Here is a 26,522-nt window from a genome sequence, read left to right on the forward strand (position 1 = left end):
GGTCCGTTCCAGCCCTTTAGCGCAAGGTGAGATCATGGCGAAGATCAAGGTTGCCAATCCGGTCGTCGAACTCGACGGCGACGAGATGACCCGCATCATTTGGCAGTTCATCAAGGACAAGCTGATCCACCCCTACCTCGACATCGACCTGAAGTACTATGACCTGGGCGTCGAGCACCGCGACGCTACCAATGACAAGGTCACGGTCGAGGCCGCCGAGGCGATCAAGAAGTACGGCGTCGGCGTGAAGTGCGCCACCATCACGCCGGACGAGGCCCGCGTCGAGGAGTTCAAGCTCAAGGAGATGTGGAAGTCGCCCAACGGCACGATCCGCAACATCCTCGGCGGCGTGATCTTCCGCGAGCCCATCATCTGCAAGAACGTTCCGCGCCTCGTGCCCGGCTGGACCCAGCCGATCATCGTCGGCCGCCACGCCTTCGGCGACCAGTACAAGGCCACGGATTTCAAGGTGCCCGGCAAGGGCCGCCTGACGATCAAGTTCGAGGGCGAGGACGGCACGGTGATCGAGAAGGAAATCTTCAAGTTCCCGGACGCCGGCGTCGCCATGGGCATGTACAACCTGGACGAGTCGATCCGCGACTTCGCCCGCGCCTCGCTGAACTACGGCCTGAACCGCAAGTACCCGGTCTATCTCTCCACGAAGAACACGATCCTCAAGGCCTATGACGGCCGCTTCAAGGACATCTTCCAGGAGATCTACGACAACGAGTTCAAGGCGAAGTTCGACGCCGCCGGCATCCACTACGAGCACCGTCTCATCGACGACATGGTGGCCTCGGCCCTCAAGTGGTCGGGCGGCTATGTGTGGGCGTGCAAGAACTACGACGGCGACGTGCAGTCCGACACGGTGGCCCAAGGCTTCGGCTCGCTCGGCCTCATGACCTCCGTGCTGATGACGCCGGACGGCCAGACCGTCGAGGCGGAAGCCGCCCACGGCACCGTGACACGCCACTACCGCGAGCACCAGAAGGGCAAGGAGACCTCGACGAACTCCATCGCGTCGATCTTCGCCTGGACCCGCGGCCTTAGCCACCGCGCCAAGCTCGACAGCAACGAGGACCTCGCCCGCTTCGCCCAGACCCTCGAGAAGGTCTGCGTCGACACGGTCGAGGCCGGCTACATGACCAAGGACCTCGCACTCCTCGTCGGCGCCGAGCAGAAGTGGCTCTCCACCACCGGCTTCCTCGACAAGATCGACGAGAACCTCAAGAAGGCGATGGCGGCTTAATCGAAGCTCCCTTTATCGCTAAGATGAGAGCCCGGCCCTGTGCCGGGCTTTTTCTTGGAGGGAGCATGACTGAAGAACGGAAATCCACGATGACCGGCGGCTGCCAGTGCGGCTCGGTGCGGTATGCGCTTATGTCCGAGCCGACCCATGCCAGCATCTGCCATTGCCGCATGTGCCAGAAGGCGTTCGGCAATTACTTCGCCCCGCTCACCGGTGTGCCGCGCGAGGATCTGGTCTGGACGAAGGGTCAGCCCGGCATCTTCAAGAGTTCGGAGGCGGTGGAGCGCGGGTTCTGCCGGGATTGCGGCACGCCGCTGACCTTCGCTTACGTGGAGCGCGACCGGATCACCGTCTCCATCGGAAGCCTCGACGAGCCGGGCCGGATCACGCCCGAGATTCAGTATGGCATCGAGAGCAGGCTTCCATTCTTCGAGATGCTTCACACCCTGCCGGGCAAGCGGACGGAGGATGACGCCTCGCCGGAGGAGCTGAGGAAGATGGCCTCGCGGCAGCACCCGGACCACGATTGAGGACTTGTGGCCCCATATAGCTCGGGTGCAGGCCTCCAGAGCAGCCAGCGAACGATCCCGTAGACCACATCAGGAGGATCAGGACTCTTTTCGCAACCGAGTGACCGCTCATGCATTGATCCATCGAACCTTTGCAGGACGCGCACGCGGCCGGGTTCAGGCATGGGAGGAGACGCTGTGGTTGCCCTATCCCACCCGGGTGGTCTGAGGCCCCTCCACCCCCTTCACGCCATCCTTCTCGCCTTTCCGCTGCCTCTGTTTGCAGGCGCGCTGGCGAGCGACTTCGCCTATCGGGCGAGCTTCCACATCCAATGGGCCAATTTCTCGTCCTGGCTCATTGCCGGCGGGCTGCTCGTTGGCGGCTTCGCCCTTCTCTGGGCGCTGATCAACCTGTTCCGCCGAGGCCCCGCCAGCAAAGGCCGGCTCGCGATCTACTTTGTCGTCCTGCTCATCATGTGGGGCCTCGGCTTCGTCAATGCCCTCGTCCATGCCAAGGACGCCTGGGCGACCATGCCGGAGGGCCTTTATCTCTCGGCAATCACCACGCTGCTCGCCCTCGTGGCCGCCTGGATCGGCTATTCCGGATTTCGCACGGGAGATGTGAGATGATCCGCTCGACCCTCCTGATCGGCACCCTGGCGCTCGCGCTGTCTGCTTGCAACAGCGAGCCCGAGGCACCGAAATACGGCGCCAACCCGAACCTGCCCGAGCCGCAGCGCGGCCTGCTGCCCTCCATGAAGATTCCGAGGCCGTCCCAATGGGGCAGCGATCTCCCGAAGGTGCCGGAGGGGTACAAGATTCAGCCCATCGCCACGGATCTGAAGATACCCCGCCAGACCATCGTTCTTCCCAACGGTGACATTCTGGTGGCCGAAGGATCCGGCGGCGGCGCGCCGACGCTGCGCCCCAAGGACTTGATTGCAGGCTTCATCAAGAGCCTCGGCAAGAGTTCCGTGAAAGGCGGCAATCGCCTGACCCTGCTGCGCGATGCAGACGGCGACGGCACCTACGAGATGCAGGGCGTCTTCGCCGACAAGCTCAACGCTCCCTATGGCCTCGCCCTGGTCAACGGCTCGATCTATGTGGCCAACCAGGATGCCCTTGTGCGCTTCGCCTATCAGGACGGCCAGACCCAGGCGAGCGGGCCGCCCGTGACGGTGACCGATCTGCCCGCAGTGATCAACCATCATTGGACGAAGGCCATGACCGCCAGTGCGGACGGGCGCTTCCTCTATGTGGGCATCGGCTCCAACAGCAACATCACCGAACGCGGAATGGACGCCGAGGAAGACCGGGCGATGGTCTGGCAGATCGACGCCCAGACGGGCGCGCACAAGCCTTACGCAACAGGTCTTCGCAATCCCACGGCCCTCACGGTTCAGCCGGGTTCGGGCCAGATCTGGGCGGTGGTGAACGAGCGCGACGAGATCGGCCCCAACCTCGTTCCGGATTACCTGACATCGGTGCAGGAGGGCGGCTTCTACGGCTGGCCCTACAGCTATTGGGGCCAGAACGTCGATCCGCGGGCGCAGCCGCAAGACCCTGAGAAAGTCGCCGCGGCCATCCGGCCCGACTACGCCCTGGGATCGCACGTGGCAGCGCTCGGCGTGGCCTTCTCGACGCCGGCCATGGGGCCGGATTTCGCTGATGGCGTGTTCGTCGGCGAACATGGCAGCTGGAACCGCAGCAAGCCGGTCGGCTACCGGGTGATCTTCGTGCCGTTCCGCAACGGCCGGCCCGCCGGCGACCCGATCGACTTCGTGTCCGGCTTCCTCGTCGATGATGGCAACACCCGGGGACGCCCGGTCGGGGTCACGGTGGATCCACGCGGCGCCTTAATCGTGGCCGACGACCTGTCGAACACGATCTGGCGCGTGACGAAGAACTAAGCGCCTTTATCGTCAGGCGATCCCGGATCGGCTTTCGCCGTCCGGGATGAGGCATGTTCTCAAGCAGCGGCCAGCGCCGCCTCGATGGCGGCAAGCGCTGCTTCCGCCTGCGTGCCGTCGGGGCCGCCGGCCTGGGCCATGTCGCGGCGTCCGCCGCCGCCCTTGCCACCGAGCTTTTCGGAACCCACGCGTACGAGGCTGACCGCATCGACCTTGTCGGTCAGGTCTTCGGTGACGCCCACCACGATACCAGCCTTGCCGTCGTCGCCGACGCCGATGATGGCGACGACGCCCGAGCCGAGACGCTTCTTGCCCTCGTCGGCGAGGCTCTTGAGGTCCTTCATCTCGACGCCCGTGACCGCACGGGCCATGAGCTTGATGCCGGCCACGTCCTTGACCGGATCGCCGCCGGACGCGCCGCCGCCCATGGCGAGCTTGCGCCGAGCCTCGGCCAGCTCACGCTCCAGCTTCCGGCGCTCTTCGAGGAGCGCGGACAGGCGGGCCGAGACTTCGTCCACCGGGGTCTTGAGGAGGCTGGCGACCTCGCGCAGCTTGCGGCTCTCCTCGGCGAGGTAGCGGCGGGCGGCATCGCCCGTCATGGCCTCGAGACGACGGACGCCGGCCGCGACCGCGCTTTCGCCCACGATGGTGACCACGCCGATATCGCCGGTGCGATTCACGTGGGTGCCGCCGCAGAGCTCGATGGAGAAGGTCTTAGCATCGCCGGCCTTGCCCATGGAGACGACGCGGACCTCGTCACCGTACTTCTCGCCGAAGAGCGCGCGGGCGCCGGATTCGATCGCCTCGTCCACCGCCATGAGCTTGGTGACCACCGGCTCGTTCTGGAGCAGCACCCGGTTGGCGATCTCCTCGACCTTGGCGAGTTCCGCATCCTCAATGGGCTTGGGGTGGCTGAAGTCGAAGCGCAGGCGGTCGGGCGCCACCAGCGAGCCCTTCTGGGCCACGTGATCGCCGAGCACCTGGCGCAGGGCCTCGTGCAGGAGATGGGTGGCAGAGTGGTTCGACCGCACGGCCGAGCGGCGCCCGTGATCGACGGCCAGTTCCAGGGATTGGTTCTGCTTGAGGGAGCCGTGCTCCACGGTGACGTGATGCACGAACAGGTCGCCGAGCTTCTTCTCGGTGCCGGTCACGAACACGCGGGCGCCCTCGCCCTGCATCACGCCGGTGTCGCCGACCTGACCGCCGGACTCGCCGTAGAACGGGGTCTGGTTGAGCACCACGAGGCCGCTCTCGCCGGCCTTCAGCTCGGAGACTTCCTGGCCGTCCTTGAGCAGGGCCAGGACGATGCCCTCGGCGGTCTCGGTGTCATAGCCCAGGAACTCGGTCGCGCCGGTGCGCTCCTTGACCGAGAACCATACGGTTTCCGTCGCCGCCTCGCCGGAACCGGACCAGGCCGCGCGAGCCTTCTCGCGCTGGCGCTGCATGGCGGCGTTGAACGCCTCCGTGTCGACGCCGATGCCGCGGGGCTTCAGAGCGTCCTGCGTGAGATCGAGCGGGAAGCCGTAGGTGTCGTAGAGCGTGAAGGCCGTGTCGCCGGAGAGGTTCTGCCCCTCGCCGAGATTGCGGGTCTCCTCGTCGAGGATGGTGAGGCCGCGCTCCAGGGTCTTGCGGAAGCGGGTTTCTTCCAGCCGCAGGGTCTCGACGATCAGCGCCTCCGCGCGGATCAGCTCAGGGTAAGCCAGCCCCATCTCGCGCACGAGAGCCGGCACGAGGCGGTACATGATCGGATCGCGCGCGCCGAGCAGCTGCGCATGGCGCATGGCGCGGCGCATGATGCGGCGGAGCACGTAGCCGCGGCCCTCGTTCGACGGCAGCACGCCGTCGGCCACCAGGAAGCAGGAGGTGCGCAGGTGATCGGCGATCACTCGATGCGAGACCTTGCGGTCGCCCTCCGGCACCACGCCGGTGGCATGGGCCACCGCGTCGATGAGGGTGCGGAACAGATCCGTGTCGTAGTTCGAGTGCACGCCCTGCATAATCGCCGCAATGCGCTCCAAGCCCATGCCGGTGTCGATGGAGGGCTTCGGGAGAGCGATGCGGTTGCCGGGCTCGATCTGCTCGTACTGCATGAACACGAGGTTCCAGAACTCGAGGAACCGGTCGCCGTCCTCCTCAGGGCTGCCGGGAGGGCCGCCCCAGAGCTTGTCGCCCTGGTCGATGAAGATCTCCGAGCACGGACCGCAGGGGCCGGTATCGCCCATCTGCCAGAAGTTGTCCGAGGTCGGGATGCGGATGATCTTGGAATCCGAGAAGCCGGCGATCTTCTTCCACAGGTCGGCCGCCTCGTCGTCCGTGTGGTAGACGGTGACGAGGAGCTTGTCCTTCGGCAGGTCGAACTCCTTGGTGATCAGGTTCCAGGCGAGCTCGATCGCCCGCTCCTTGAAATAGTCGCCGAAGGAGAAGTTGCCGAGCATCTCGAAGAAGGTGTGGTGGCGCGCCGTGTAGCCCACATTGTCGAGATCGTTGTGCTTGCCGCCGGCGCGCACGCATTTCTGCGAGGTCGCCGCCGTGCTGTAGGGGCGCTTCTCGACACCCGTGAAGACGTTCTTGAACTGCACCATGCCGGCATTCGTGAACATCAGGGTCGGGTCGTTGCGCGGCACGAGCGGGCTCGACGCCACGACCTCATGGCCGTTCTTGGCAAAGTAATCGAGGAAGGTCGACCGGATTGCGTTGATGGACCGAAGTTCGTTGGCGCCGCTCATGGGTTCTCAAGCTTAAGGTAAGGGCTTTTCAGGGCCCGAAAGGTATGGTGGTGGCCGGTTTTAGCTGCCTACGCCTGCGCTGTCGAGGCGGCGTTTCGAACAGGCTGGCCATTGTCTTTGCCATCCTCCAAACGAAAAGACCGCCGCGATCTCTCGCGACGGCCTTTCTTTGCCCTTGAAGGAGAGCAAAACTTATTCGGCTGAACCCTCGTCCAGATCCTCGGCCGTTGGGGTTGCCTGGTCCAGGATGCGGTCTGCGAGCAGGCCGGCATTCTGGCGGATGAGACCTTCGATCTTGTCGGCGACCTCGGGGTTGTCGCGCAGGAACTGCTTCGAGTTCTCGCGGCCCTGGCCCAGGCGCTGGCTGTCGTAGGAGAACCAGGCGCCGGACTTCTCGACGATGCCAGCCTTGACGCCGAGATCGATGAGCTCGCCCACCTTGGAGACGCCCTCGCCGAACATGATGTCGAACTCGACCTGCTTGAAGGGCGGAGCGACCTTGTTCTTGACGACCTTGACGCGCACCGAGTTTCCGATCGGATCGTCGCGATCCTTCAGGGTCGAGACGCGGCGGATGTCGAGGCGCACGGAGGCGTAGAACTTCAGGGCGTTGCCGCCCGTGGTCGTCTCCGGCGAGCCGTACATGACGCCGATCTTCATGCGGATCTGGTTGATGAAGACCACCATGGTCTTCGACCGGGAGATGGAGCCGGTGAGCTTGCGCAGGGCCTGGCTCATGAGACGGGCCTGAAGACCCGGCTGCACGTCGCCCATCTCGCCGTCGAGCTCGGCCTTCGGAGTCAGTGCCGCCACCGAGTCGATGACGAGCACGTCGATGGCACCGGAACGAACCAGCGTATCGCAGATCTCAAGCGCCTGCTCGCCCGTGTCGGGCTGCGAGATCAGGAGATCGTCCAGATTGACACCAAGCTTGCGGGCATAGACCGGATCGAGCGCGTGCTCCGCGTCGACAAAGGCGCAGACGCCGCCCTTCTTCTGGGCTTCGGCGATCGTGTGCAGAGCCAGCGTGGTCTTGCCCGACGATTCCGGCCCGTAGATCTCGATAATGCGGCCGCGGGGCAGACCGCCGACGCCGAGCGCGATATCGAGGCCGAGCGAACCCGTCGAAACGGTTTCGATCTCCACCGGCTGCTGGCCCTTGCCGAGCCGCATGATCGAGCCCTTGCCGAAGGCGCGCTCGATCTGGGAGAGCGCCGCGTCGAGAGCTTTGGTTTTTTCTTTATCCATTGATGAGCTTTCCACCAGTCTCAAGGAGGACTGTGACATGACCTAACATCCTTATGGCAGGAGGAAGAGTGAATCTCAACGCGGTGTTGAGAGAATATATGTACTCACTTTGTTCCTGCTTACAAGTTCTTTTTTCGTTCTCATTCGGGAATTCACAGCTCCTGCGCGGGGCACGATGTCGCAGGGTTAAAGATGAGTTAAAACAGCAACTTAACGATCTATGACCTGCTTCACGGTCTCAACCAGCTGGCGCAGGCTGAAGGGCTTGGGCAGGAAGTTGAATTCTTCGCCCTCGGGCAGGTTCTTGCGGAAGGCTTCCTCGGCATAACCGGAGACGAAGATCACCTTGAGGTCCGGGTAGAGCTTGCGCAGTTCCCCCAGCAGGGTCGGGCCGTCCATCTCCGGCATCACCACGTCGGAGACCACGAGATCGACCGGCGCGCCGCGCTGCTCGATGATCTCCATGGCTTCGACGCCGGAGGCCGCCTCCAGCACCGTATAGCCACGGGCGGAAAGTGCCCGGGCGTTCACGGCCCGCACAGGGTCCTCGTCCTCCACCAGGAGGATCGTGCCCTGCCCGGTCATGTCGGCGGCCGGCTTCTTGGCGACCTCGGGCTTCACCTCCTCGGGAGCTTCCTGCACGGCCGGTATGTGCCGCGGCAGGTAGATGCGGAAGGTCGTGCCCTCCCCCGGAGTCGAGTCCACGTCGATATAGCCGCCCGACTGCTTGACGATGCCGAACACGGTGGACAGCCCCAGGCCGGTGCCCTTGCCCACCTCCTTGGTGGTGAAGAACGGCTCGAAGATCTTCTCGATGATTTCCGGCGTCATGCCCGAGCCGCTATCGGACACTTCGACCATCACGTAATCGGCCGGCGGCATGGCGCTCACAGCGAGCCGCTCAGCCTCGGCCGCCGTGACATTCGCAGTCCGGATCGCGAGCTTGCCGCCACCCGGCATCGCATCGCGGGCATTCACCGCGAGGTTCACCACCACCTGCTCGAACTGGTTCACGTCCGCCTTCACGAACCACAGATCGCGGCCGTGATTGAGATCCAGCGCCACGCGCTCGCCGAGAAGGCGCTTGAGCAGCATGGAGAGATCGTAGAGCTGGTCGTTGAGGTTCAGCACCTCCGGCCGCAGGGTCTGGCGGCGCGAGAAGGCGAGCAGCTGGCGCACGAGGCCCGCGGCCCGGTTCGCGTTCTGCTTGATCTGCATGATGTCCTGGAAGGACGGATCCGTCGGCCTGTGATTGGCGAGCAGCAGATCGCTGTAGCCGATGATGGCTTGGAGCACGTTGTTGAAATCGTGCGCCACGCCGCCGGCGAGCTGACCCACCGCGTTCATCTTCTGGGCCTGCGCGAGCTGCTCTTCCACTTTCCGGAAATCGGTGGTGTCGAGCGCGTAGAGGATCGCCGTCTCTCCGTCCGCACCGGTATCGCCCACAGGCGTCACCCAAACACGAACCGAGCCGTCGCCTTCGGCCACCGTCTGCAGCTCAAGGGGCGCGATGTCGCCCTTGTTCTCGGCTGCCGATTTGAGGGCCGCCTCAATGGCGTCACGTTCGCGGAAGGCATCGGGAATCGACGGTCCGTCCGCGCCGTTTTCGCCCGTGCGCGGCAGCGCGCCGAAGAGCCTGGAGAACGGCGCATTGGCATGCACGATGCGGCCTGCACGATCAACGGTCGCGATGGCGATGGGCGTGTTGTTGAAGAAGCGTGCGAAGCGCACTTCCGCCGCGCGCTGCCCCTCGTCGATCTCTCCTCCGGCCGAGCGATTGAGAACGAGCGTGCGCGATGCGCCCATGCGGCCGTCCTGGCCGAACGCGATGCGGTGGTAGAGGCGCACCGGCAGGAACTGGCCGTTGCGCCGGCGCAGGTCCAGATCGAAGGTCTCGGTGCGCACGCTGCCCGGCTCGCCGGAGAACGACGTCATCATCGACGCCACGTCGCCCGGGACGATCTCAGTGAGCTTCAAGCCGCCGGAGCCGACCTGCGCGAGATCGTAGTCGAGCCAGGACGCCAGCGTCGCATTCAGATAGACGATGGAGCCGCCGGGGTCGACGGACAGGAACCCCGCAGGAGCGTGATCGAGATAATCGATGGCATGCTGCAGCTCCTGGAAGACGTTCTCCTGGCGCTCGCGTTCATGGGTCACTTCGGAAATGGCCCAGAGTGCCGCCTGGCGTCCCTTGGGCCGGGGCACGGGCCGCACGCGCACGCGATACCAGCCGAATTCCCGTGCACCATTGAGCGATGGCGACAGGCGGATCTCCTCCGTGCCCGTGCGATGCTCGCGCGCCGCCTGCGCGAGCCGATAAATCGCCTCCGACACTTCAGGCGCGCCGATGAACAGGCGCTCGACCGGCATCACCTCGCCGCCCTGCAATCCGGCGAAGGCGAGATAGGCCTCATTGGCATAGGTGATGCGCCCGTCATCCTCGACCACCACGAGGCCGTCGCCCGAGGTGTCGGCCATCAGCTTGGTGATATCGTTGCGGGCTGTCTGGCCGGAGAACTGAACGACGCCGATCGCCATCGCAAACAGGAAGAAGACGCCCGCCATGGCGAAGAACGCCAGAAGTCCGAGGATCAGGGGTTGGGCCTGCTCGATGCCGAGGAAGCGAAGGCTCAGCGTCGCGCCGACAAGAAGGCCGGCCAGAAGCAGCACCCAACCGATATGGCCGTGACGGTCGGAGCGGTCGATGGCCGAACCCTTTGGCGTGTCGCCTTCGTAAGCCATGAAATGTCTACATCCTCAACGGAGGCGGATGTGCCTCACGGCACCGGCTGCAGGGTTGCGGCCATCCGCTCGATCTTTTCCGATCATATTACACGGTATTTATTGATCGACCTCTAAGGCGGCAGCCCCGGCGAATGCAAGGGCTGGCTCGTTCTGCGCAGGCGTCGCTGGTGAGGGACGTCACAGGAAATCCTTATTTTCCTTGATGTAACGGCATTGAGCACCATCTTGGACGGATCACAGAGAGCCTTTCCTGTGTTCTCGGCCCTATGCCGAAGCGGGGCTTGCGTTAACCATCTGTTAACCTTGCCGGTGGCTTTGGCGGTCAATGTGGTACAACCAACACAGAAGTGGCCTGCGAAGGCCAGTCAACGTTTGAGAGTTCATCGTGTCATCTCTTTTCGGTCTCGAAGCACCGCGGGCAGTTCAATTTGCAATCGCCTTCGCGATCATTCTGATCCTGCTCGTGCTCTTAGGACTCGTGTTGCGCAAGGTCTGGGGCGGACGCCTGATCATGCCAGGCAGCGACCGCGGCGGCCGCAGCCGCCAACCGCGACTGGGCATCGTGGATGTGTATGATCTCGACCGGCAGCGTCAGCTCCTTCTGCTGCGCCGGGACAATGTCGAGCACCTCCTTCTCATCGGCGGTCCCAACGACGTGGTGATCGAGACCAACATCGTCCGCGTTGCCGGCGCACGCGTTCCCGCCCCTCCGGTCGATATGGGTGCAGAGCGCTTCGAGCCCTCGCTGGATCATCAAGCGCCTCGCGCGCCCCAGGTCGAGTCCAACGGCCGGCCTTCCATCGAGAGCCAGCTCGCCGCCCAGCTCGGGTCCTTCGTGCGCCGTCCGTCGGAGGAATCCGACGCCGAGGAGGAGCTCTCCCCGGTGGCGACCGTCAGTGCGCCGGTCCCGGCCCATCCCGAACCGGTCCTGAAGCCCGATGCGGTCGCGGTCTCCGCAGCTCCCGCCATCCAGCGCCTGCGCGCCGAGGCAAGGGCGCCAGCTTTCCAGAACGCGCACCCTGCTCCGCCCGCACCACCCCTGGTGGAGCGCCCGGAGCCGCGCCCCCAGTTCACCCCTCCGCCGTTCCAGTCGCGGGCAACGCCCGTGCCGCCGGCTCCACCGGTGCAGCCCCCCGAGCCCGTTCGGCCGCCCGAGCCAGCAGCGAGCGAGCGAACCGCTCCCGACGCCACCCTGCTGTCGGATATGGCCAAGCAGCTCGAAGAAGCCCTGAAGCGCCCGGCGAGCCCGGTTTCTCCCCCGCCGGTGATTGCTCCGCCGGGTCCGGTCACCGTGGCCTCTCCGGCTGTGTATGAAGACATCAGCGACGAGGAGGACGCCCCTCTCGAGCCGCTCCCGGCCGATGAGGAGGAGCCCGTCGCGTCCTATGACGAGCCTGCGGAGGAAGAGGATCGCGCCGAGGAGCCCGAAGCCCCCGCTCCGGTCCAGCCCGCACCGTCCATCGAGCCGATCCGGACCGCTCCGCCTCAGCCCGCGCCGGCTCCGCTTCCGCCCCAGGCCAAGGAACCTGCCTCGGGGGAGCAGAAAGCCGCCGACCCGTTCTCGGTGGAAGATATCGAAGCGGAGTTCGCCCGGCTGCTGGGCCGGCCTCTCGATCCGAACAAGAAGGGGTAGGGGTAAAACCCCTCCCCTGACGGCCAAAGAGAAAGGGCTCCGCATGCGGAGCCCTTTCTCGTACGTATAGCAGGAAGGATCAGTCGTCCCGGTAGACCCGCTCGTTGCGCTCGTGGCGCTCCTGCGCCTCGAGGGAGAGCGTCGCGATGGGGCGGGCCTCCAGGCGCTTGAGGGAGATCGGGTCGCCGGTCTCCTCGCAATAGCCGTAAGAGCCGTCCTCGATCCGCGCGAGCGCGGCGTCGATCTTGGCGATCAGCTTGCGCTGACGATCCCTGGCGCGAAGCTCGATGGCGCGGTCCGTTTCCGACGAGGCACGATCCGCAAGGTCAGGGTGATTCTCGTTTTCGCTCTGCAGCGTCGCGAGGGTTTCCTGAGCCTCTTTGAGGATGTCGTGCTTCCAGCGGATCAGCTTGCGCCTGAAATACTCCCTCTGCCGCTCATTCATGAAAGGCTCGTCTTCTGTCGGACGGTAGCCTTCATCAATCACGCTATCTGTCATGTTCAGCCGTTCTTCCCCGATGAACCGTGGCGCCCCTATATAGGCAAGGAGGGACCGCGACAACGAGATTAAGCGTCATCGATTTGTCTAATTGCCCCCGGCACCCCTTAAGAGCCTGGGAAGGGCCTGCGGCGAACGATATGTCGCACCATCAGGAGGAGGCGGCTGCCTCCGCCCGGCTGATGAGTTCCCCGGCCACATCGCCGATCTTGGGTGCCTCCTCACGGATGAAGGGGAGCGGCCGGCAGACCGACAGGGCAGCCAGGCCGAACCGGGCAGTCATCAGCCCGTTCAGCACCCCCTCGCCAAGCTTGGCCGATATCCGGGCCGCGAGCCCCAGTCCCAGCACCTGCTGCATGAGGCTGTCGCCGACTGCCACGCCTCCCGTGACCGCAAGGTGGTTGAAGGCTGCCCTGGCAAGCCGCAGGAAGCCGAGGAAGCCGGGCCTGCCGCCATAGATCCGGGCCAGGGTCCGCAGGAGACGCACAGCCGCGAAGATCACGAAGGCCACATCGACGATGGCCCGGGGGCTCACGGCCGTCACGAGCGAGACCTGCTTGGCCGCTCCGGCGATCGCGCGCTTGGCCTGCATGTCGAGGGGTGCGAGCAGCTCGCGCTCAGCAATGGCCAGGCGGTCATCCGCGTCGATGATCTCGTCGGTGAGGCCCTTGAGGCGGGCGCTCCCCTGCGCGGCCGCAGCCCGGCTGCCATAGAGGCCGATGAGATCCTGCACGATTCCCTTGGCGGCCTTGTGATCCTTGACGGCCAGCGCATCGACCGCCGCCTCGCGCAGGCTCTCGATCTTCTGCTCGCGCCAGATCCCCGACACCTCCCGCCCGATGATGGCCAGGAAGGCCAGAACGGCGAGCACGGCAAAGACCAAGGCCAGCCAGCCCAGCCACGGGGCGACACGGTAGAGATCGACGATCAGGTTCTCGATTGCGAGGCCCAAAGCGAGCAGAAGAAGCCCTGACAAAGCGGACAGCAGAATGCCGAGCCAGGGCGCCCGGCGCTTCGTCCCCATCGGCACCACGACGCCGTCGGCGGCCTCGATAGCGTCGAAGGGCTCCTCCGTCACCTGCACGGCGCCGGCGGTGATGTTCGGATCATCCAGGCGATAGGCGCGAGGTTGGCGGCTCATGTGAAGCGATCCCCCAGGAGGAATTCAAGGGCCCGGTCCAGGCGGATGTGGGGCATCTTGGCCATGCGGCCCGCCGCATCGACGGGAAGCTTCGGCGGCCGGAAGCGCGGAAACCGGAACGAGCCGGGCGGCACCGCCCCCTGAAACACCGCCTCGGCGCTCTCGGGCAGCTCGCCCGGAAAGATCGCGGCCTCCGCCTCGCCGTCGAAGATGTCGTCGCCGACCCGCTCGCCTGCCTCCGGAACGCCCGCGACGGCCCGCAGGGTCTCGCGTCCCTCGCGGATGGTGGTCTCCCGCGTGGCACGCAGGGAGGCGAGCGCCACGGTGCCCACCCGCGCACCGGCGGCCTCGGTGCGGCGCGAGGCCCGGTTCACGAGCAGGCGCAGGATGGCATCAAGCCGGTCGTGATCCGTGTGATGGACGTGGTCGGCCTTGGTGGCGGCGAACAGCACCCGGTCGGCCCGGGGCGAGAACAGGCGGGACAGGAGCGTGTTGCGCCCGGTCCGGAAGGCCATGAGCACCTGATCCAGCGCCTCCTCCAGCTCGGCGAGCGCCACGGGGCCCGCATCGATGGCGGCGAGCACGTCCACCAGCACGATCTGGCGGTCGATGCGCTGGAAATGATCGCGGAAGAACGGCCGGACCACATGGGTCTTGTAAGCCTCGAAGCGCCGCTCCATAAGAGCCGCGAAGCTCCCCGCCGGGATCGGCTGGCCTTCAGGCAGATCGAGCGGCGCGAAGGTGAGCGCCGGCGAGCCGGCAAGGTCGCCCGGCATGAGGAACCGCCCCGGCGGGGTCGTCGCTACTGCTTCGGATCCCGCGCGCAGGGCCGTGAGATACTCCTTGAAGGCCTCGCTTGCTCTCAACGCGAGCAGCTCGTCGGACGCGCCGGATGGATCGAGGGTTTTCAAGGTCTCATGCCAGCGCCCCGCCACCGGCAGACGGTCGCGCTTGCGGCTCGCCTCAATGGTCTGGCGGGACCATTCCGCATAGCCCGCATCGAGAAGCGCGAGATCCAGCAGCCATTCGCCCGGATAATCGACGATGTCGAGGGCGAGCGAGGCCGGCCCGGTGCGCCAGCCGCCTTTCCGCTCGTAGTCGACATCCACCCGCAGCTCGCTGATCCGGTTGGTGGATTGCGGCCAGCGGCGGCTCTCGGTGAGTGCCGCCATGTGCTCCTCGTAAGGAAAGCGCGGCACCGCATCGTCCGGCTGATGCGCCAGCTGCGCCCGCCGGATCCGCCCCTCGGCGGAAGCCCGGAAGGCCGGCAGGTTCGTGCCGCGGATCAGGTGATGCACGAGGGCCGTGGTGAAGACGGTCTTGCCGGAGCGGGCGAGCCCGGTGACGCCAAGGCGGAGGGACGGCTGGACGAGCTGGCCGGAGACCTCCCAGAGCGATTGCGCAGCAGACCCGGCGCGGGAGGCAAGATCAGACAGGATAGGCACGAGACCCCGGACATTGTGAGCGTTCGGGTTCACATGGGGTCGGATGCAGCAATTGCCAAGTATAACGGCTCGCCGGAGCTGGACACGGGTCTCACCGTCCGCAGGAGACACCTGCCGGTGGGAATGGTATCGGCGGGTGTCCCTGTCAGACCGGCGGTCAGATGACGAAGAAGTCGTGGTGGAAGAGCTTCTCCTTGTTGGAGAGCGTGGCGATCTTCACCTGAGCCGTCTTCCCCGTGCCATCGGCATCGAAATAAAGCGACCCCGTCTTCTTGTCGTAGACGATGCGATCTTCCTTATCCTTGGCCTTCGTGCCCTCGACGAACATGTCCACGCCGAACTTCTTCGGCCCAGATGGATTGCCCGAACCAAGCTTGGCGAAGACATTGTTGTCGAGATGGATGCTATCGTCCTTGGACTTGAAGTCGAGGATTTTGTCGACGTTCGTGCTCTTGTTGGGTTTGGCATCGAACACGAACACGTCGCGCCCGGAGCCGCCGGTCATCTGATCGTTACCGAGCCCGCCACCGAGGAAATCGTCGCCCTCGAGCCCGGCAAGGATGTTGTTCTTCCCATTGCCGCTGATGGCGTTGGCAAGGCTGTTGCCGCTGCCTTGAACGGCGTTGCCCGTCAGAATCAGGTTTGCGCCGCCGTTGGACAGAACCACATCGCTTTCGGCGACAATGGTCACGACATCGGTACCGGACAGTTTGACCGAGCCGAGCGCTTTGTATTGAGCGGCCGACAGGGCAAGCTTGTTGTCCGTGGCGTCGATGACGGTGACACCCTTGGATGACAGAGCGGTGATTTCGGCAGCCGTGAGAGCAGCCATTGCCTGTCCAAGGTCCTTAAGGGTCAGATCGTCGACGCCGTTTGCCTTCGCTTCAACCGATTGCGCAACGGTCAACGCCCGCACCTCAGCGGCAGACAACGACACTGTGACCGCGTCCGAGGCGGCAAAGGTCATGCCGTTCGTGGCTTTGTACTGCGCGTAGGTGAGAGACAGGGCATTGTCGCTGGCATCGAGAACGTCCGCGCCCTTGGTCCTCAAAGCCTCGATCTGTTGGACGGTCAGGGCGGACAGGGCGCTGCCCGTCTCCTTGATGGACAAGACATCAATGCCCCTTTCCGCCATCTTCACAAGCTCTGCCGCACCGAGGCCCACCAACTCGGCGGCACGCAGTTCCACGGTGACCTTGTCGAAGGGATCGAACACAACCGCCTCGGGCCATCCAGGGAGGGGGTCAGGGAGGGGGTTGGCTATTTCGAGAGCCCTGTACTGGTCGAATGAAAGAGTCAGTACGTTTTCCAACGCATCGAGGGCGAAGGGAAATCTGAGCGCGAGCTTGGCAAGCTCAGATGGCGATAACCGGGTGAGGTCCTGTCCATCGTCCGCAAGGATCCTGAAGGCGCTACCGCCGATTGAAATACCCGTAGCGGCCAGTGCCTTGGCCTGAACAGCACCGAGCTTAAGCGGGAAGAAGTCCTCCATGCTGTTAAAGCTGATAGAATCGATGCCTTTGCTCCCAAGGCTCATGATTTCCGGAGCCGAGAAGAACGAGAAGAAGCTGGAATTGAAAGTGCCAGTAGTATCTAAAACAGCGATATCTTTCGAGGCATCGAAGGTGAGATTGGTTGCAAGGAGCGCTCTTGCGACTTCCACGCTGATGCCAACAAAAGGTCCATCGACATCAATGACGCTGAAGCCTTTCTGGCTCAGAGCCTGAACCACGCTAGCGGTCAGCCTGATTTGAAGCGGAAACTGCGAATCCCGGAGGGTCAGTTTGTCCTCAGCGCTGAAGCCGACAGTTCCGAGCGCTTGGAGCTGGTCAAGACTAAAAGTCATGGCGCCGTCGGTCGCGTTGAGCAGGGTGACGCCCTTGCCGGCCAAGCCCTCGATGTCATCTACAGTCAGCTGCGCGATGGCGCCTGAGCTGTCGAAGATTTCGATTTTGTCCCCATTGGGCAGAGGCAGCTCCTCGAAACGAGCGCGATACTCGGCTACAGTCAAATTTTGAACGGCCATCAGAATCCCCCTGCCACAGAACGAGAGCACCGCTTTCAGATCACTTGCGCGACACAAGAGAATCTAAAGCAACGATCTCATGTTATATGGAGTGGGCAGTGCAGTATATTCCTAAAAAGAGGATCTGAAGAATTGAAGCCTGAGCAGTCCCAGGCGGCTGAAGTCTTCCCGATCTCGTCTTATGCTTGTGGTCCCGACGGGATTTGTCCTGAGAGGCGGCCTCATGAAAGACCGGCAGCCCGCCTCACGAGGTCATCAGCCTTGTGCCGATGATCTCAATGGCTTGGAGCGCCGTGCCCTTCAGCATCGGAATGGCCGAGACCGATCCCCGGATCACGTCCGGGGACGGCCATGTCAAAAGCCGAGGCGCGTTCCTCTTTACGAGCCAGCCTCTGCTTAGATCAGATGACGAAGAAGTCGTGGTAGTAGAGCTTGGTCTTGTTGCTGATGGTGGCGATCTTCACCTGGGCCGAGCCGCCGGTGCCGTCCTTGTCGTAGTGCAGCGCACCCGTCTTCTTGTCGTAGACGATCCGGTTGGCCCGGCTGCCCTCCACGAACATGTCGCTCTTGAAGCGCACCCCTGCCGCAGAGCCACGGCCGAGCTTGGTGAAGATCGCGTTGTAGAGGTGGAGGCTGTCGTCCGCCGACTTGAAGTCCAGCACCTTGTCCACGTTCGTGCTCTTGTTCGTGCGCGTGTCGAACACGAACACGTCCCGGCCGCTCTCGCCCTTGAGCTGGTCGTTGCCCACGCCGCCGGAGAGACGATCATTACCCGTGCCGCCATACAGCCGGTCGTTGCCTACAATACCCGTGAGCACATCATTGTCGGCCTTGCCCCAGAGCTGGTTGTTGAAGCCGTTGCCGCTGATGGCGTTGGCAACGTCCGAGCCGGTGATGTTGAGCGCTCCGGCACCGGCCATCAGGGTCTCCACCTCGGCGCCAGCGCCGAGCACGTAGGCGGCGGTGTTGACCATCACCGTGTCGAGGCCTTGGCTGGCCGCCTCGACCACCACGTCGCCGGCATCGTCGACATAGAGAGTGTCGTTGCCCAAGCCGCCCGTCATGGTGTCGGCACCGGCCCCGCCAACGACCAGGTCGTTGCCGGCCTGCCCGTCGAGATTGTTGGCGTCCCCATTGCCGGTGAGCAGGTTGTCGAGCTCGTTGCCCAGCAGCCTGACCGTGGCCGTGGTCAAGAGCACGATGTTCTCGATGACGGCACCGGGCGAGAGGGTGAAGTCCGTGGTGACATAGACTGTGTCGATGCCCTGGCCTGCTCCCTCAATGATCGTGTCCGATGCATCCACATAGTAGACGTCGTCACCGGCGCCGCCAACCAGCGTGTCGGCTCCGGCGCCGCCGGTGAGCGAGTCGTTGCCGTCGCCGGCTTCCGGACGGTCGTTGCCGGCATCGCCGTTCAAATGGTCATTAGAAGCGGAGCCGACATAGAAATCGTCTCTGGACGTGCCCGTGAGGCTGACGCCCGCGCCGCGTGGATCAACGATCTGCGCGCGAATGTCGGCTTTAGGATGATCGGGATCCTCACCTATCCAGTTGATCCATGTGACGAGAAGCCGGCCATCGGCGAGCGTCGTGACAGTCGCATCAGAAGCGTTGCTATCCGTAAGGATGGTCTCTCCACGGGCCGTTCCATGGCTGTCGAAAGTGGCGATGCGGATGTCTTCGTATGCTCCGTTAACTGGATCTGGCATGTTGTAATACGTGACGGCAAAACCACCATCCTCCAGTGCCGTCAATTGAGGACTCTCCTGATCTCCTTGCGTCGTAACATTGATCTGAAACTCTTGTCCGAGCGTCCAATCTTTCGGATCAACGATGCGCCCCTGAGAGAAGATCCGGATTTGTCTCCAGTCGCTTCATCCATATGCTGCCAAACAACGGCGATGCGCCCATCATTCAGCCGGACGGCACCAGGAGACCACTGCGATCCTTTGACAGTGGCCGGCACGCGAAACTCGGGCACAATCTCATCACCGGCTACGGAGAGCACCCGGCAGCGGATGCCGCCATCCGGATCGTCGGCATACCCCTCCCCTTCGAAGAAGACGGCGAACCGGCCATTGTTCAGTTCAACGATCTGGGGCTCGTAACCAGCCTTGCCCGATGGTCCATTAACCCTGACATTCGAGGCAATGGGCGCTCCGTTTGCCGCGAACGAATAGGCATGGATATTCGATGAGGAGAAGGGACTGGCCGAAGATGCGTAGGAGACTACGAAGCCGTCGCCTAATGCCGAAACCGAAAGCGATGGTGCTCCAATGAAGCCGGTCTCACCGACATACAGATCATCGCCTCCATGCCCGTTCTGGTCGACAATGCGGGCCCGCACTCCAGGGTTATCGGCTCCGTTGGAGCTACTCCAAGCCACAACGTATCTACCATCGCTCAGGATCGCTGCCTGCGGCATGCTTTGCTGCCCGTCCAAGGAGTGGGTGACGTGGAAGGCATCCCCTTTTTGCGTCCCATCGGCCGAGAAGAACTGACCGACAATGTCGCCGCCAACCTTGTAGTCGACCCACACTGCAAGGAAGCTGCCATCGGCAAAGGCGATTATCGACGTATCACTTTGCACGCCATCCGTTTGCTTGAGATCGACGGAAAATTCGGAGCCCCAGAGGACAGGTGCGGCCATGGCGTAATCCTGCAATTGCATAAAGGAATGTGTCTGTTTCAAGAGACATCATGCCCCAACGCAACTCTCCGAACGGAGAGGTACGGCAGGATCGCACGGGCAGCCGCAGCGAGGGCTGCAGATGATGTAGAAGGCGTGGTTTATCCATCTCGACGGTCTTCGAGACGGCGGCGCGCTTGCAAAATCTTCTGGTCAGACGAGCGGATGCTGAATCTGCACCGTCTTTATCATTCAAGGTTCAACACCCTTCGCCAGCGCAATCCGCTCCGCCATCCGACGCACCGCGCCTTCCACGAGGTCCGGATTAGCCCGCAAGGTCCCCAGCTCAAACGCTGACATGGCGAGCATCACATGGGCGAGGTTCGGCTGCGGGGTGCCGTCCTCCGCGAACAATTTCAGGTCGTCCGCCGGCCCCAGGCCCAATCCCTCGACCATACGGCCCGCATAGTTGCGGTGGCGTTGTTCCTCCGAGGGGCAGGCCGTAGCCACCTGCACCTTCGGGACAGGCTTCGGTGCCGCAGAGGCGGTGGTCGCTGGCTCCTTCGCGGGCTTGCGGCGGGCGGCTACCAGAGGCTCCGCCGGCTTGGCGGGCTTCGGCTTCTCGCCCATGCCGGCCGCGATGCTCGGAACCCGGAACTGGGGCGTCTTCGAGGCCATGGGGATCACCATGGACACCCGGCCCGGCTTGCCGCCCGGACCTGCTTTGGCCGTGTAGCGCACCGCACCGCCCTTCTTCCGGCGCGAGGCGAGGTATTGCGCCCGGACCGTGCCGCCGATCCCCCGCACGGCCAGCATCGCTATGCCGCCGATGCCGGTTGCCACATTGCACTCCGCCGGGGCCCAGCGGCGCACGATGTCGAGGGCGGATTTGCGGTTGTACTCCATGTAGTAGCGCCGGAGCAGGTTGGCGGCGGCATCGGCGCTGTGATCGGCCGAGACGAAGCCCACATGGCCCTCGCTGTCGGTGGCGAGTTCGCCGTTCCAGCGCGCGCTCTTGATGCACCAGTAATTGTTGAGCTTCACGCAGCGGGTCACGAAGGGGCGCTCGGCCCGGAAGACGGCAGCCATGGCCACCACAGGCTTCGGCTCCAGGGCGTCCATGGCCTCGGAGCGCCAGTTGGTGACCTCGCGACTGGCAGGCTCGTACCGGGCCGCGACAGCTTGCGGCTCCGGCTGCGAAGCATCGCCGCCGGTCTCAAACTCGCCGGGCACGAGGGCGCGAGCCGCAAGGACGAGCGCGTAAAAGGTCTGAGGCACCATATGAAGATCAGCCCCTGCTTCGAATGAAAACAATCAGGAGGGTTTCAGGCCAAACGATGGTGGGGCGGATAGGTTCATCCTCAAGTCCCGATCTTGACCGCCGTGACGGCGCGTTCCACGAATACGGCTGTCACCGGCAGCAGGCATTCATGACCTCCGACATCCTGATCCGTACTCTCGAACCATCGGACGCCGAAGGGTTTCGCAGCCTGCGGCTTGAAGCGCTCACCGTTTCGCCCGAAGCCTTCGGCGCGAGCTACGAGGAAGACGCATCGGTATCGATGGAGACGATGCGAGCGCGCCTGTCCGCAAGGCCGAACGTGGTCTTAGGGGCCTTCGCCGATCAGGCCCTCATCGGCATGGCGGGCTTTGCCGTCTATGACCGGGTGAAGGCCCGCCACAAGGGCGTCCTGTGGGGCGTCTACGTGAAGGCCGAATGGCGCGGGCATCAGGTGGGCAAAAGGCTGGTCCAGCACGTGATCGACCATGCCTCCCGGCATGTGATGATGCTGGAGGCGACAGTTGGGCTCACGAATGATGGTGCCCGGCGCACCTATCATGGGCTCGGCTTCAAGCCCTATGGGATCCAGCGCAAGGCCCTTCGGGTTGGAGACACGTTCTACGACGAAGAGCTCCTGTATCTCGACCTGCCGCAGCCGGGAGACGCCTAATCGTCCTCGCCATTCCCTAAGGATTTCGGCGTCACGAAGCGCTCGAGCTGACCGGTTTTCTTGGCCACATCTCCCCAGCTCTCCAGCTCGAAATCGATGACGGCGAGACCGGCAGATGGGTATTTTTGGCCGAGCCGCAGGATGCTGTCCATGTCGCCCTCGCCGATGAGGAGCTTGGCCAATTCCTCGAAGCCGGGATTGTGACCGACGAGCAGAAGAGTGCCGATCTTAGGCTCCACCTCGCGCACGATCTCCAGCAGCCGTCCGACGGGCGCCTCGTAGATCCGCCCATCCTGACGCATTTCGATCTCGCCGAGGATCGGCTGGACCCGCTCCCAGGTCTCCTGCGTGCGCCGTGCCGGTGAGACGATGGCGAGATCCGGCTCAAGCCGTTCCCGCTTCAGGTAATCGCCCATGACAAGCGCCGCCTCCTGACCCCGCTGCGCGAGGGGGCGGTCGACGTCGAGGATGCCGGGCGGCCAACCGGACTTGGCATGGCGGAGGAGCAGAAGGCGGAGCATCAGCGTCCTTCCCGTCTGGCGATGAAGGCCAGCTTCTCGAACAGGCTCACATCCTGCTCGTTCTTGAGGAGCGCCCCGTGGAGCGGCGGAATCAGCTTGCGGGTGTCGCGCTCGCGTAAGCTTTCGGGTCCGATATCCTCGGAGAGCAGGAGCTTGAGCCAGTCGAGCAGCTCCGAGGTGGAGGGCTTTTTCCTTAAGCCCGGCACCTCGCGCACCTCGAAGAAGATCTTGAGCGCCTCCTCGACCAGCCGGTGCTTGATGCCGGGGTAATGCACCTCGACGATGCGGGCCATGGTCTCCGGCTCAGGGAACTTGATGTAGTGGAAGAAGCAGCGGCGGAGGAACGCGTCCGGCAGCTCCTTCTCGTTGTTGGAGGTGATGATCACGATCGGGCGCTGCGCTGCCCGTATGGTCTCGCCGGTCTCGTAGACAAAGAACTCCATGCGGTCGAGTTCGAGCAGGAGGTCGTTCGGGAACTCGATATCGGCCTTGTCGATCTCGTCGATGAGCAGCACCGGCCGCTCGTCCGAGGCAAAGGCTTCCCACAGCTTGCCGCGCTTGATGTAGTGACGAATATCGGAGACGCGCGGGTCGCCGAGCTGGCTGTCCCGCAGCCGGGAGACGGCATCGTACTCGTAGAGGCCCTGCTGGGCCTTGGTGGTGGACTTGATGTGCCAGGTCAGGAGTGGGGCGTTCAGGCTCCTGGCGATCTCCTCCGCCAGCACCGACTTGCCAGTTCCGGGCTCGCCCTTCACCAGGAGCGGACGCTCGAGGGTAATCGCGGCATTGACCGCAACCGTGAGGTCTTCCGTGGCCACATAGGATTCAGTTCCGGCAAAACGCGCCATTCCACACTTCCTCGCTTTAATCAGACCCTAAGTCCTGCCCCGGCCTTTCGGCAATCGCCCTCATAGGCTAAGCCGATGACAAACAAATGGGAGACATGACCTATGGCTGCGAACCGCTATCACAAGGACCGCATCGGCAATCATAAGCTCAAGCCCGAGACCCTGATGCTGGGCTACGGCTATGATCCGACCCTGTCGGAAGGCGCGGTGAAGCCCCCGGTCTTCCTCACCTCGACCTTCGTGTTCAACAGCGCCGAGCACGGCAAGGAGTTCTTCGACTACGTGGCGGGCCGGCGCGAGCCGCCGAAGGGAGAGGCCGCCGGCCTCGTCTATTCCCGCTTCAACCACCCGAATTCCGAGATCGTCGAGGACCGGCTCGCCATCTTCGAGGAGGCGGAGGCCGGCCTCCTGTTCTCCTCCGGCATGTCTGCCATCGCCACCACGATCCTGGCCTTTGCCCGCCCCGGCGACGTGATCCTGCACTCGCAGCCGCTCTATGGCGGCACCGAGACCCTGATCGCCAAGACGCTCGCCAACATGGGCATCGGGGCCGTTGGCTTCGGCGACGGCGTCGACGAGGCGGGCATCCGGGCCGCCGCCAAGGAGGCGATGGCCAAGGGCCGCGTTTCCGTGATCAAGATCGAGACCCCGTCCAACCCCATGAACACCCTCGTGGACATCGCCCTCATCCGCACCGTGGCGGAGGAGATCGGCGCGGTTCAGGGGCACCGCCCGGTGATCGTGTGCGACAACACCCTGCTCGGACCCGTCTTCCAGAAGCCCCTGAAGAACGGCGCCGACATCTCGGTCTATTCGCTGACGAAATACGTGGGCGGCCATTCGGACCTGATCGCCGGCGCGGCGCTCGGCTCCAAGGAACTGATGAAGACGGTGCGCCTGCTGCGCTCCTCCATCGGCACCCAGCTCGACCCGCATTCCTGCTGGATGCTCGGTCGCTCGCTGGAGACCCTGGCGCTGCGCATGAATGCGGCGAACCGCAACGGCGAGATCGTGGCCCAGTTCCTGCACGAGCATCCGAGAGTGGTGAAGGTCCACCACCTCGCCTATCTGCCCGAGGGATCCCGCGCCCGTCAGGTCTACGAGGAGCAGTGCGACGCCCCCGGCTCCACCTTCTCCTTCGACGTGAAGGGCGGCGAGGCGGAGGCCTTCCGAGTGCTCAACGCGCTCCAGGTATTCAAGCTCGCCGTCAGCCTGGGCGGCACCGAATCGCTCATCTCGCACCCGGCCTCCACCACCCATTCCGGCGTGCCGAAGGCAACCCGCGACCGCCTCGGCGTCAGCGACGCCACGATCCGCGTCTCCATCGGCATCGAGCACCCGGACGATCTCGTGGCCGACCTAGCGCAGGCGCTGTCGACGCTGGGGTGAGCTCTACCCGTCATCCCGGGGCCGCGCAGCGGAACCCGGGATCGCATGACGAGAAGAGCGCCTGATCCCGATAAAGATCCCGGATTGCCTTGCGGCGTCCGGGATGACGCATGGGGAGCAGCGGCTCCATGCCTTCTTGTCGCGCCCGCCATCCACCTCAAGCAGCATTAACCTCTTGCGCATCCCTCGCGGCTAGAACGACAATGTCCTCGACCGGAAGGAAGCAATGGCCGCTGCGATAGACCTGTACGCTTATCAGGAACCGATCCTCTTCCTGGCAACGGCCGCTGTCGTCGTCCCTCTCTTCCACAGGCTGCGGATCAGCCCGGTGCTGGGGTTCCTGGCGGCCGGCGCGTTGCTGGGACCCTTCGGCCTTGGGCGTCTCATTCCCGAATACCCCTGGGTCGACTGGCTCACCTTTACGAATCCGGAGGGCACGTCCCGGCTCGCCGAGTTCGGCGTGGTCTTCCTGCTCTTCACCATCGGCATCGAGCTGTCCTGGCAGCGCCTGCGCATCCTGCGCCGGCTGGTCTTCGGCTTCGGCACCTTGCAGGTCGTGCTCTGCACCCTGGCCCTGAGCCTCTTCGCCTACAAGACCGTGAACACCGTCACGGCGGCTGTGCTCATCGGCATTGCCCTGGCGTTATCCTCGACGGCCATCGTTCTACCCGTGCTGGCGGAGCAGAAACGCCTGAATGCCTCAGCGGGACGTGCCAGTTTTTCCGCTCTGCTCTTTCAGGACCTCGCGGTCGCGCCGATCCTGTTCACCATCGCGGTGCTCGACACCAGCAAGCCCGATGTCACCCTGTCCTCCTTCGCCTTTCTGCTCCTGCAGGCAATCCTCGCGCTGGTCGTGATCATCGGCCTCGGCCGCGTGATCCTGCGCCCCTTCTTTCAGCTCGTCTCGGCCACGAGGAGCCCGGAGCTTTTCATGGCAGCCTGCCTGCTCGTGGTGATGGTCACGAGCTTGATCGCGGCTGTCAGCGGACTCTCCATGGCGCTCGGCGCCTTCATCGCCGGCATTCTTCTTTCGGAAACCGAATACCGGCGGGCTGTCGACACGACGATCCAGCCCTTCAAAGGGTTGCTGCTCGGCGTCTTCTTCGTTTCGGTGGGCATGAGCCTCGACGTCTTCCATCTGCTGGAAGCACCTCTGACGATTCTGGCTGTGGCCACTCTCGTGATCGCGGTCAAAAGCGTGATCATCTTCTGGCTGAGCCGTCCGTTCGGCCTGAATGCGGGCGAAGCCGCCGAGACGGGCCTGCTGCTCGGGCCCGGCGGCGAATTCGCTCTCGTCATTCTCGGCAGCGCCATGGTGGCAGGCCTCGTCCCTGTCACGGTCGGACAGAATCTCCTGCTGGTCACCACGCTCACCATGGTGGCGATCCCGTTCTTCGCACGCCTCGGACGCCGCCTGAGCCGCCGGCTCGAGAAGAAGCGCCCCGTCGATCCAGCCATTGCCGTCCTCCCCCCGCCTGAGGAGCCCGGGCGCGTCATCGTGGCGGGCTATGGCCGCGTCGGCCAGCTCGTGGGCGACATGCTCCGGCGCCACAAGGTGCCGTATCTCGCCATCGATATGGACCCGGCCCGCGTGGCCGAGCAGCGCAGGGCCGGAAAGCCGGTCTATTTCGGCGACGGCTCCCATCCGGAATTCCTGCGCGCCTGTGGCATCGAGCAGGCCCGGGCCCTTGTCATCACGCTCGATACGCCGAGCTCGATCGGGGCTGTCGTGGCGGCGGCCCGGCAGGAGCGGTCCGACATCACCATCGTGTCCCGCGCCCGCGACGACAAGCATGCGGCCCAGCTCTACGACATGGGCGTGGACGATGCGGTGCCCGAGACCATCGAGGCCTCCCTGCAGTTGAGCGAGGCGGTGCTGGCGGATATCGGCGTGCCCATGGGCCTCGTGATCGCGTCGATCCATGAGCGGCGGGACGAGTTCCGGGAAGTTCTGAGGAAGAACAATCGCAAGCCCGAACGCGCAGAGTTCCGGGCGCGTCGGACGGTTGGAAAATGAAGGCCGCGGCGGGCGCTCGATTGGTGCTTGACCTT

Annotated in this window: 20 protein-coding genes; 8 read left to right on the plus strand and 12 right to left on the minus strand. The window is 64.2% G+C overall.

Annotated features, from left to right (window positions below; genetic code table 11):
* Positions 1–34 precede the first annotated feature (34 nt).
* The 4 genes from IC232_RS06005 to IC232_RS06020 all read left to right on the plus strand — a co-directional run bounded on the left by IC232_RS06005 (position 35) and on the right by IC232_RS06020 (position 3,668).
* Entirely contained in the window at positions 35–1,249 is a 1,215-nt protein-coding gene (locus IC232_RS06005) for an NADP-dependent isocitrate dehydrogenase (RefSeq protein ID WP_190844023.1), read from the plus strand.
* Positions 1,250–1,314: 65 nt separating this feature from the next.
* Complete coding sequence (locus IC232_RS06010) at positions 1,315–1,779, plus strand: GFA family protein (protein ID WP_190844024.1); 465 nt, start codon at positions 1,315–1,317, stop codon at positions 1,777–1,779.
* Positions 1,780–1,956: 177 nt separating this feature from the next.
* Positions 1,957–2,388: a DUF2231 domain-containing protein gene (locus tag IC232_RS06015; RefSeq protein WP_312895113.1), complete on the plus strand. Its 432-nt coding sequence runs from the start codon at positions 1,957–1,959 to the stop codon at positions 2,386–2,388.
* The gene (locus IC232_RS06020; protein ID WP_190844026.1) at positions 2,385–3,668 is read left to right on the plus strand and encodes a PQQ-dependent sugar dehydrogenase; all 1,284 of its coding nucleotides are present in this window, start codon (positions 2,385–2,387) and stop codon (positions 3,666–3,668) included. Before IC232_RS06015 ends, IC232_RS06020 begins: the two co-directional genes overlap by 4 nt.
* Positions 3,669–3,727: 59 nt before the next feature.
* Here IC232_RS06020 and alaS read toward each other — a convergent pair whose 3' ends face one another.
* The 3 genes from alaS to cckA all read right to left on the minus strand — a co-directional run bounded on the left by alaS (position 3,728) and on the right by cckA (position 10,384).
* A complete protein-coding gene (gene alaS / locus IC232_RS06025) occupies positions 3,728–6,394 on the minus strand; it encodes an alanine--tRNA ligase (protein WP_190844027.1) in 2,667 nt (888 codons plus the stop codon).
* 192 nt (positions 6,395–6,586) lie between these two features.
* Positions 6,587–7,681, minus strand: coding sequence for a recombinase RecA (recA, locus tag IC232_RS06030; RefSeq protein ID WP_190844028.1), 1,095 nt, complete (start codon positions 7,679–7,681; stop codon positions 6,587–6,589).
* A gap of 171 nt (positions 7,682–7,852) precedes the next feature.
* Positions 7,853–10,384, minus strand: coding sequence for a cell cycle histidine kinase CckA (gene cckA, locus IC232_RS06035; protein WP_190844029.1), 2,532 nt, complete (start codon positions 10,382–10,384; stop codon positions 7,853–7,855).
* A gap of 388 nt (positions 10,385–10,772) precedes the next feature.
* On the opposite strand from cckA, the gene IC232_RS06040 reads away from it, so the two are divergent.
* Positions 10,773–12,020 carry a hypothetical protein gene (locus IC232_RS06040; protein ID WP_190844030.1) on the plus strand — a complete coding sequence of 416 codons (1,248 nt, stop codon included), beginning with the start codon at positions 10,773–10,775 and terminating at the stop codon, positions 12,018–12,020.
* 79 nt (positions 12,021–12,099) lie between these two features.
* Here the strand turns inward: IC232_RS06040 and dksA are convergent, their stop codons facing one another.
* The 7 genes from dksA to IC232_RS06075 form a co-directional block, all read right to left on the minus strand.
* Entirely contained in the window at positions 12,100–12,519 is a 420-nt protein-coding gene (gene dksA / locus IC232_RS06045) for an RNA polymerase-binding protein DksA (RefSeq protein ID WP_036350657.1), read from the minus strand.
* Positions 12,520–12,670: 151 nt separating this feature from the next.
* A complete protein-coding gene (locus IC232_RS06050; RefSeq protein WP_190844031.1) occupies positions 12,671–13,660 on the minus strand; it encodes a YcjF family protein in 990 nt (329 codons plus the stop codon).
* The gene (locus tag IC232_RS06055; RefSeq protein WP_190844032.1) at positions 13,657–15,105 is read right to left on the minus strand and encodes a YcjX family protein; all 1,449 of its coding nucleotides are present in this window, start codon (positions 15,103–15,105) and stop codon (positions 13,657–13,659) included. Before IC232_RS06055 ends, IC232_RS06050 begins: the two co-directional genes overlap by 4 nt.
* 157 nt (positions 15,106–15,262) lie before the next feature.
* Positions 15,263–17,131 (minus strand): M10 family metallopeptidase C-terminal domain-containing protein, encoded by a 1,869-nt coding sequence (locus IC232_RS32040; RefSeq protein WP_210335239.1) that lies wholly within the window; start codon positions 17,129–17,131, stop codon positions 15,263–15,265.
* Between the two features lie 401 nt (positions 17,132–17,532).
* On the minus strand, positions 17,533–18,885 hold the full coding sequence (locus IC232_RS32835; RefSeq protein WP_190844033.1) for a calcium-binding protein: 1,353 nt from the start codon (positions 18,883–18,885) through the stop codon (positions 17,533–17,535).
* Positions 18,882–19,781, minus strand: a complete 900-nt coding sequence (locus tag IC232_RS06070) for a hypothetical protein (protein ID WP_190844034.1) — start codon at positions 19,779–19,781, stop codon at positions 18,882–18,884. Before IC232_RS06070 ends, IC232_RS32835 begins: the two co-directional genes overlap by 4 nt.
* 231 nt (positions 19,782–20,012) lie before the next feature.
* Positions 20,013–21,041: a hypothetical protein gene (locus IC232_RS06075; protein ID WP_190844035.1), complete on the minus strand. Its 1,029-nt coding sequence runs from the start codon at positions 21,039–21,041 to the stop codon at positions 20,013–20,015.
* A 149-nt stretch (positions 21,042–21,190) separates the two neighbouring features.
* Here IC232_RS06075 and IC232_RS06080 point away from each other — a divergent pair, with 149 nt between their 5' ends.
* Positions 21,191–21,712: a GNAT family N-acetyltransferase gene (locus IC232_RS06080; RefSeq protein WP_190844036.1), complete on the plus strand. Its 522-nt coding sequence runs from the start codon at positions 21,191–21,193 to the stop codon at positions 21,710–21,712.
* On the opposite strand, the gene IC232_RS06085 is transcribed toward IC232_RS06080, so the two are convergent.
* Both IC232_RS06085 and IC232_RS06090 read right to left on the minus strand, forming a co-directional pair.
* Positions 21,709–22,233 (minus strand): SixA phosphatase family protein, encoded by a 525-nt coding sequence (locus tag IC232_RS06085; protein ID WP_190844037.1) that lies wholly within the window; start codon positions 22,231–22,233, stop codon positions 21,709–21,711. The two genes, IC232_RS06080 and IC232_RS06085, sit on opposite strands and share 4 nt — an antisense overlap.
* Positions 22,233–23,081: an AAA family ATPase gene (locus IC232_RS06090; protein ID WP_190844038.1), complete on the minus strand. Its 849-nt coding sequence runs from the start codon at positions 23,079–23,081 to the stop codon at positions 22,233–22,235. Before IC232_RS06090 ends, IC232_RS06085 begins: the two co-directional genes overlap by 1 nt.
* 102 nt (positions 23,082–23,183) lie before the next feature.
* On the opposite strand from IC232_RS06090, the gene IC232_RS06095 reads away from it, so the two are divergent.
* Together IC232_RS06095 and IC232_RS06100 are read left to right on the plus strand one after the other, a co-directional pair.
* Positions 23,184–24,470 carry a cystathionine gamma-synthase family protein gene (locus IC232_RS06095; protein WP_190844039.1) on the plus strand — a complete coding sequence of 429 codons (1,287 nt, stop codon included), beginning with the start codon at positions 23,184–23,186 and terminating at the stop codon, positions 24,468–24,470.
* A gap of 226 nt (positions 24,471–24,696) precedes the next feature.
* Positions 24,697–26,487: a cation:proton antiporter gene (locus IC232_RS06100; RefSeq protein WP_190844040.1), complete on the plus strand. Its 1,791-nt coding sequence runs from the start codon at positions 24,697–24,699 to the stop codon at positions 26,485–26,487.
* Positions 26,488–26,522 lie beyond the last annotated feature (35 nt).

The sequence above is a fragment of the Microvirga sp. genome (assembly GCF_014699075.1).
In the GTDB taxonomy this organism is placed as follows: Bacteria; Pseudomonadota; Alphaproteobacteria; order Rhizobiales; family Beijerinckiaceae; genus Microvirga.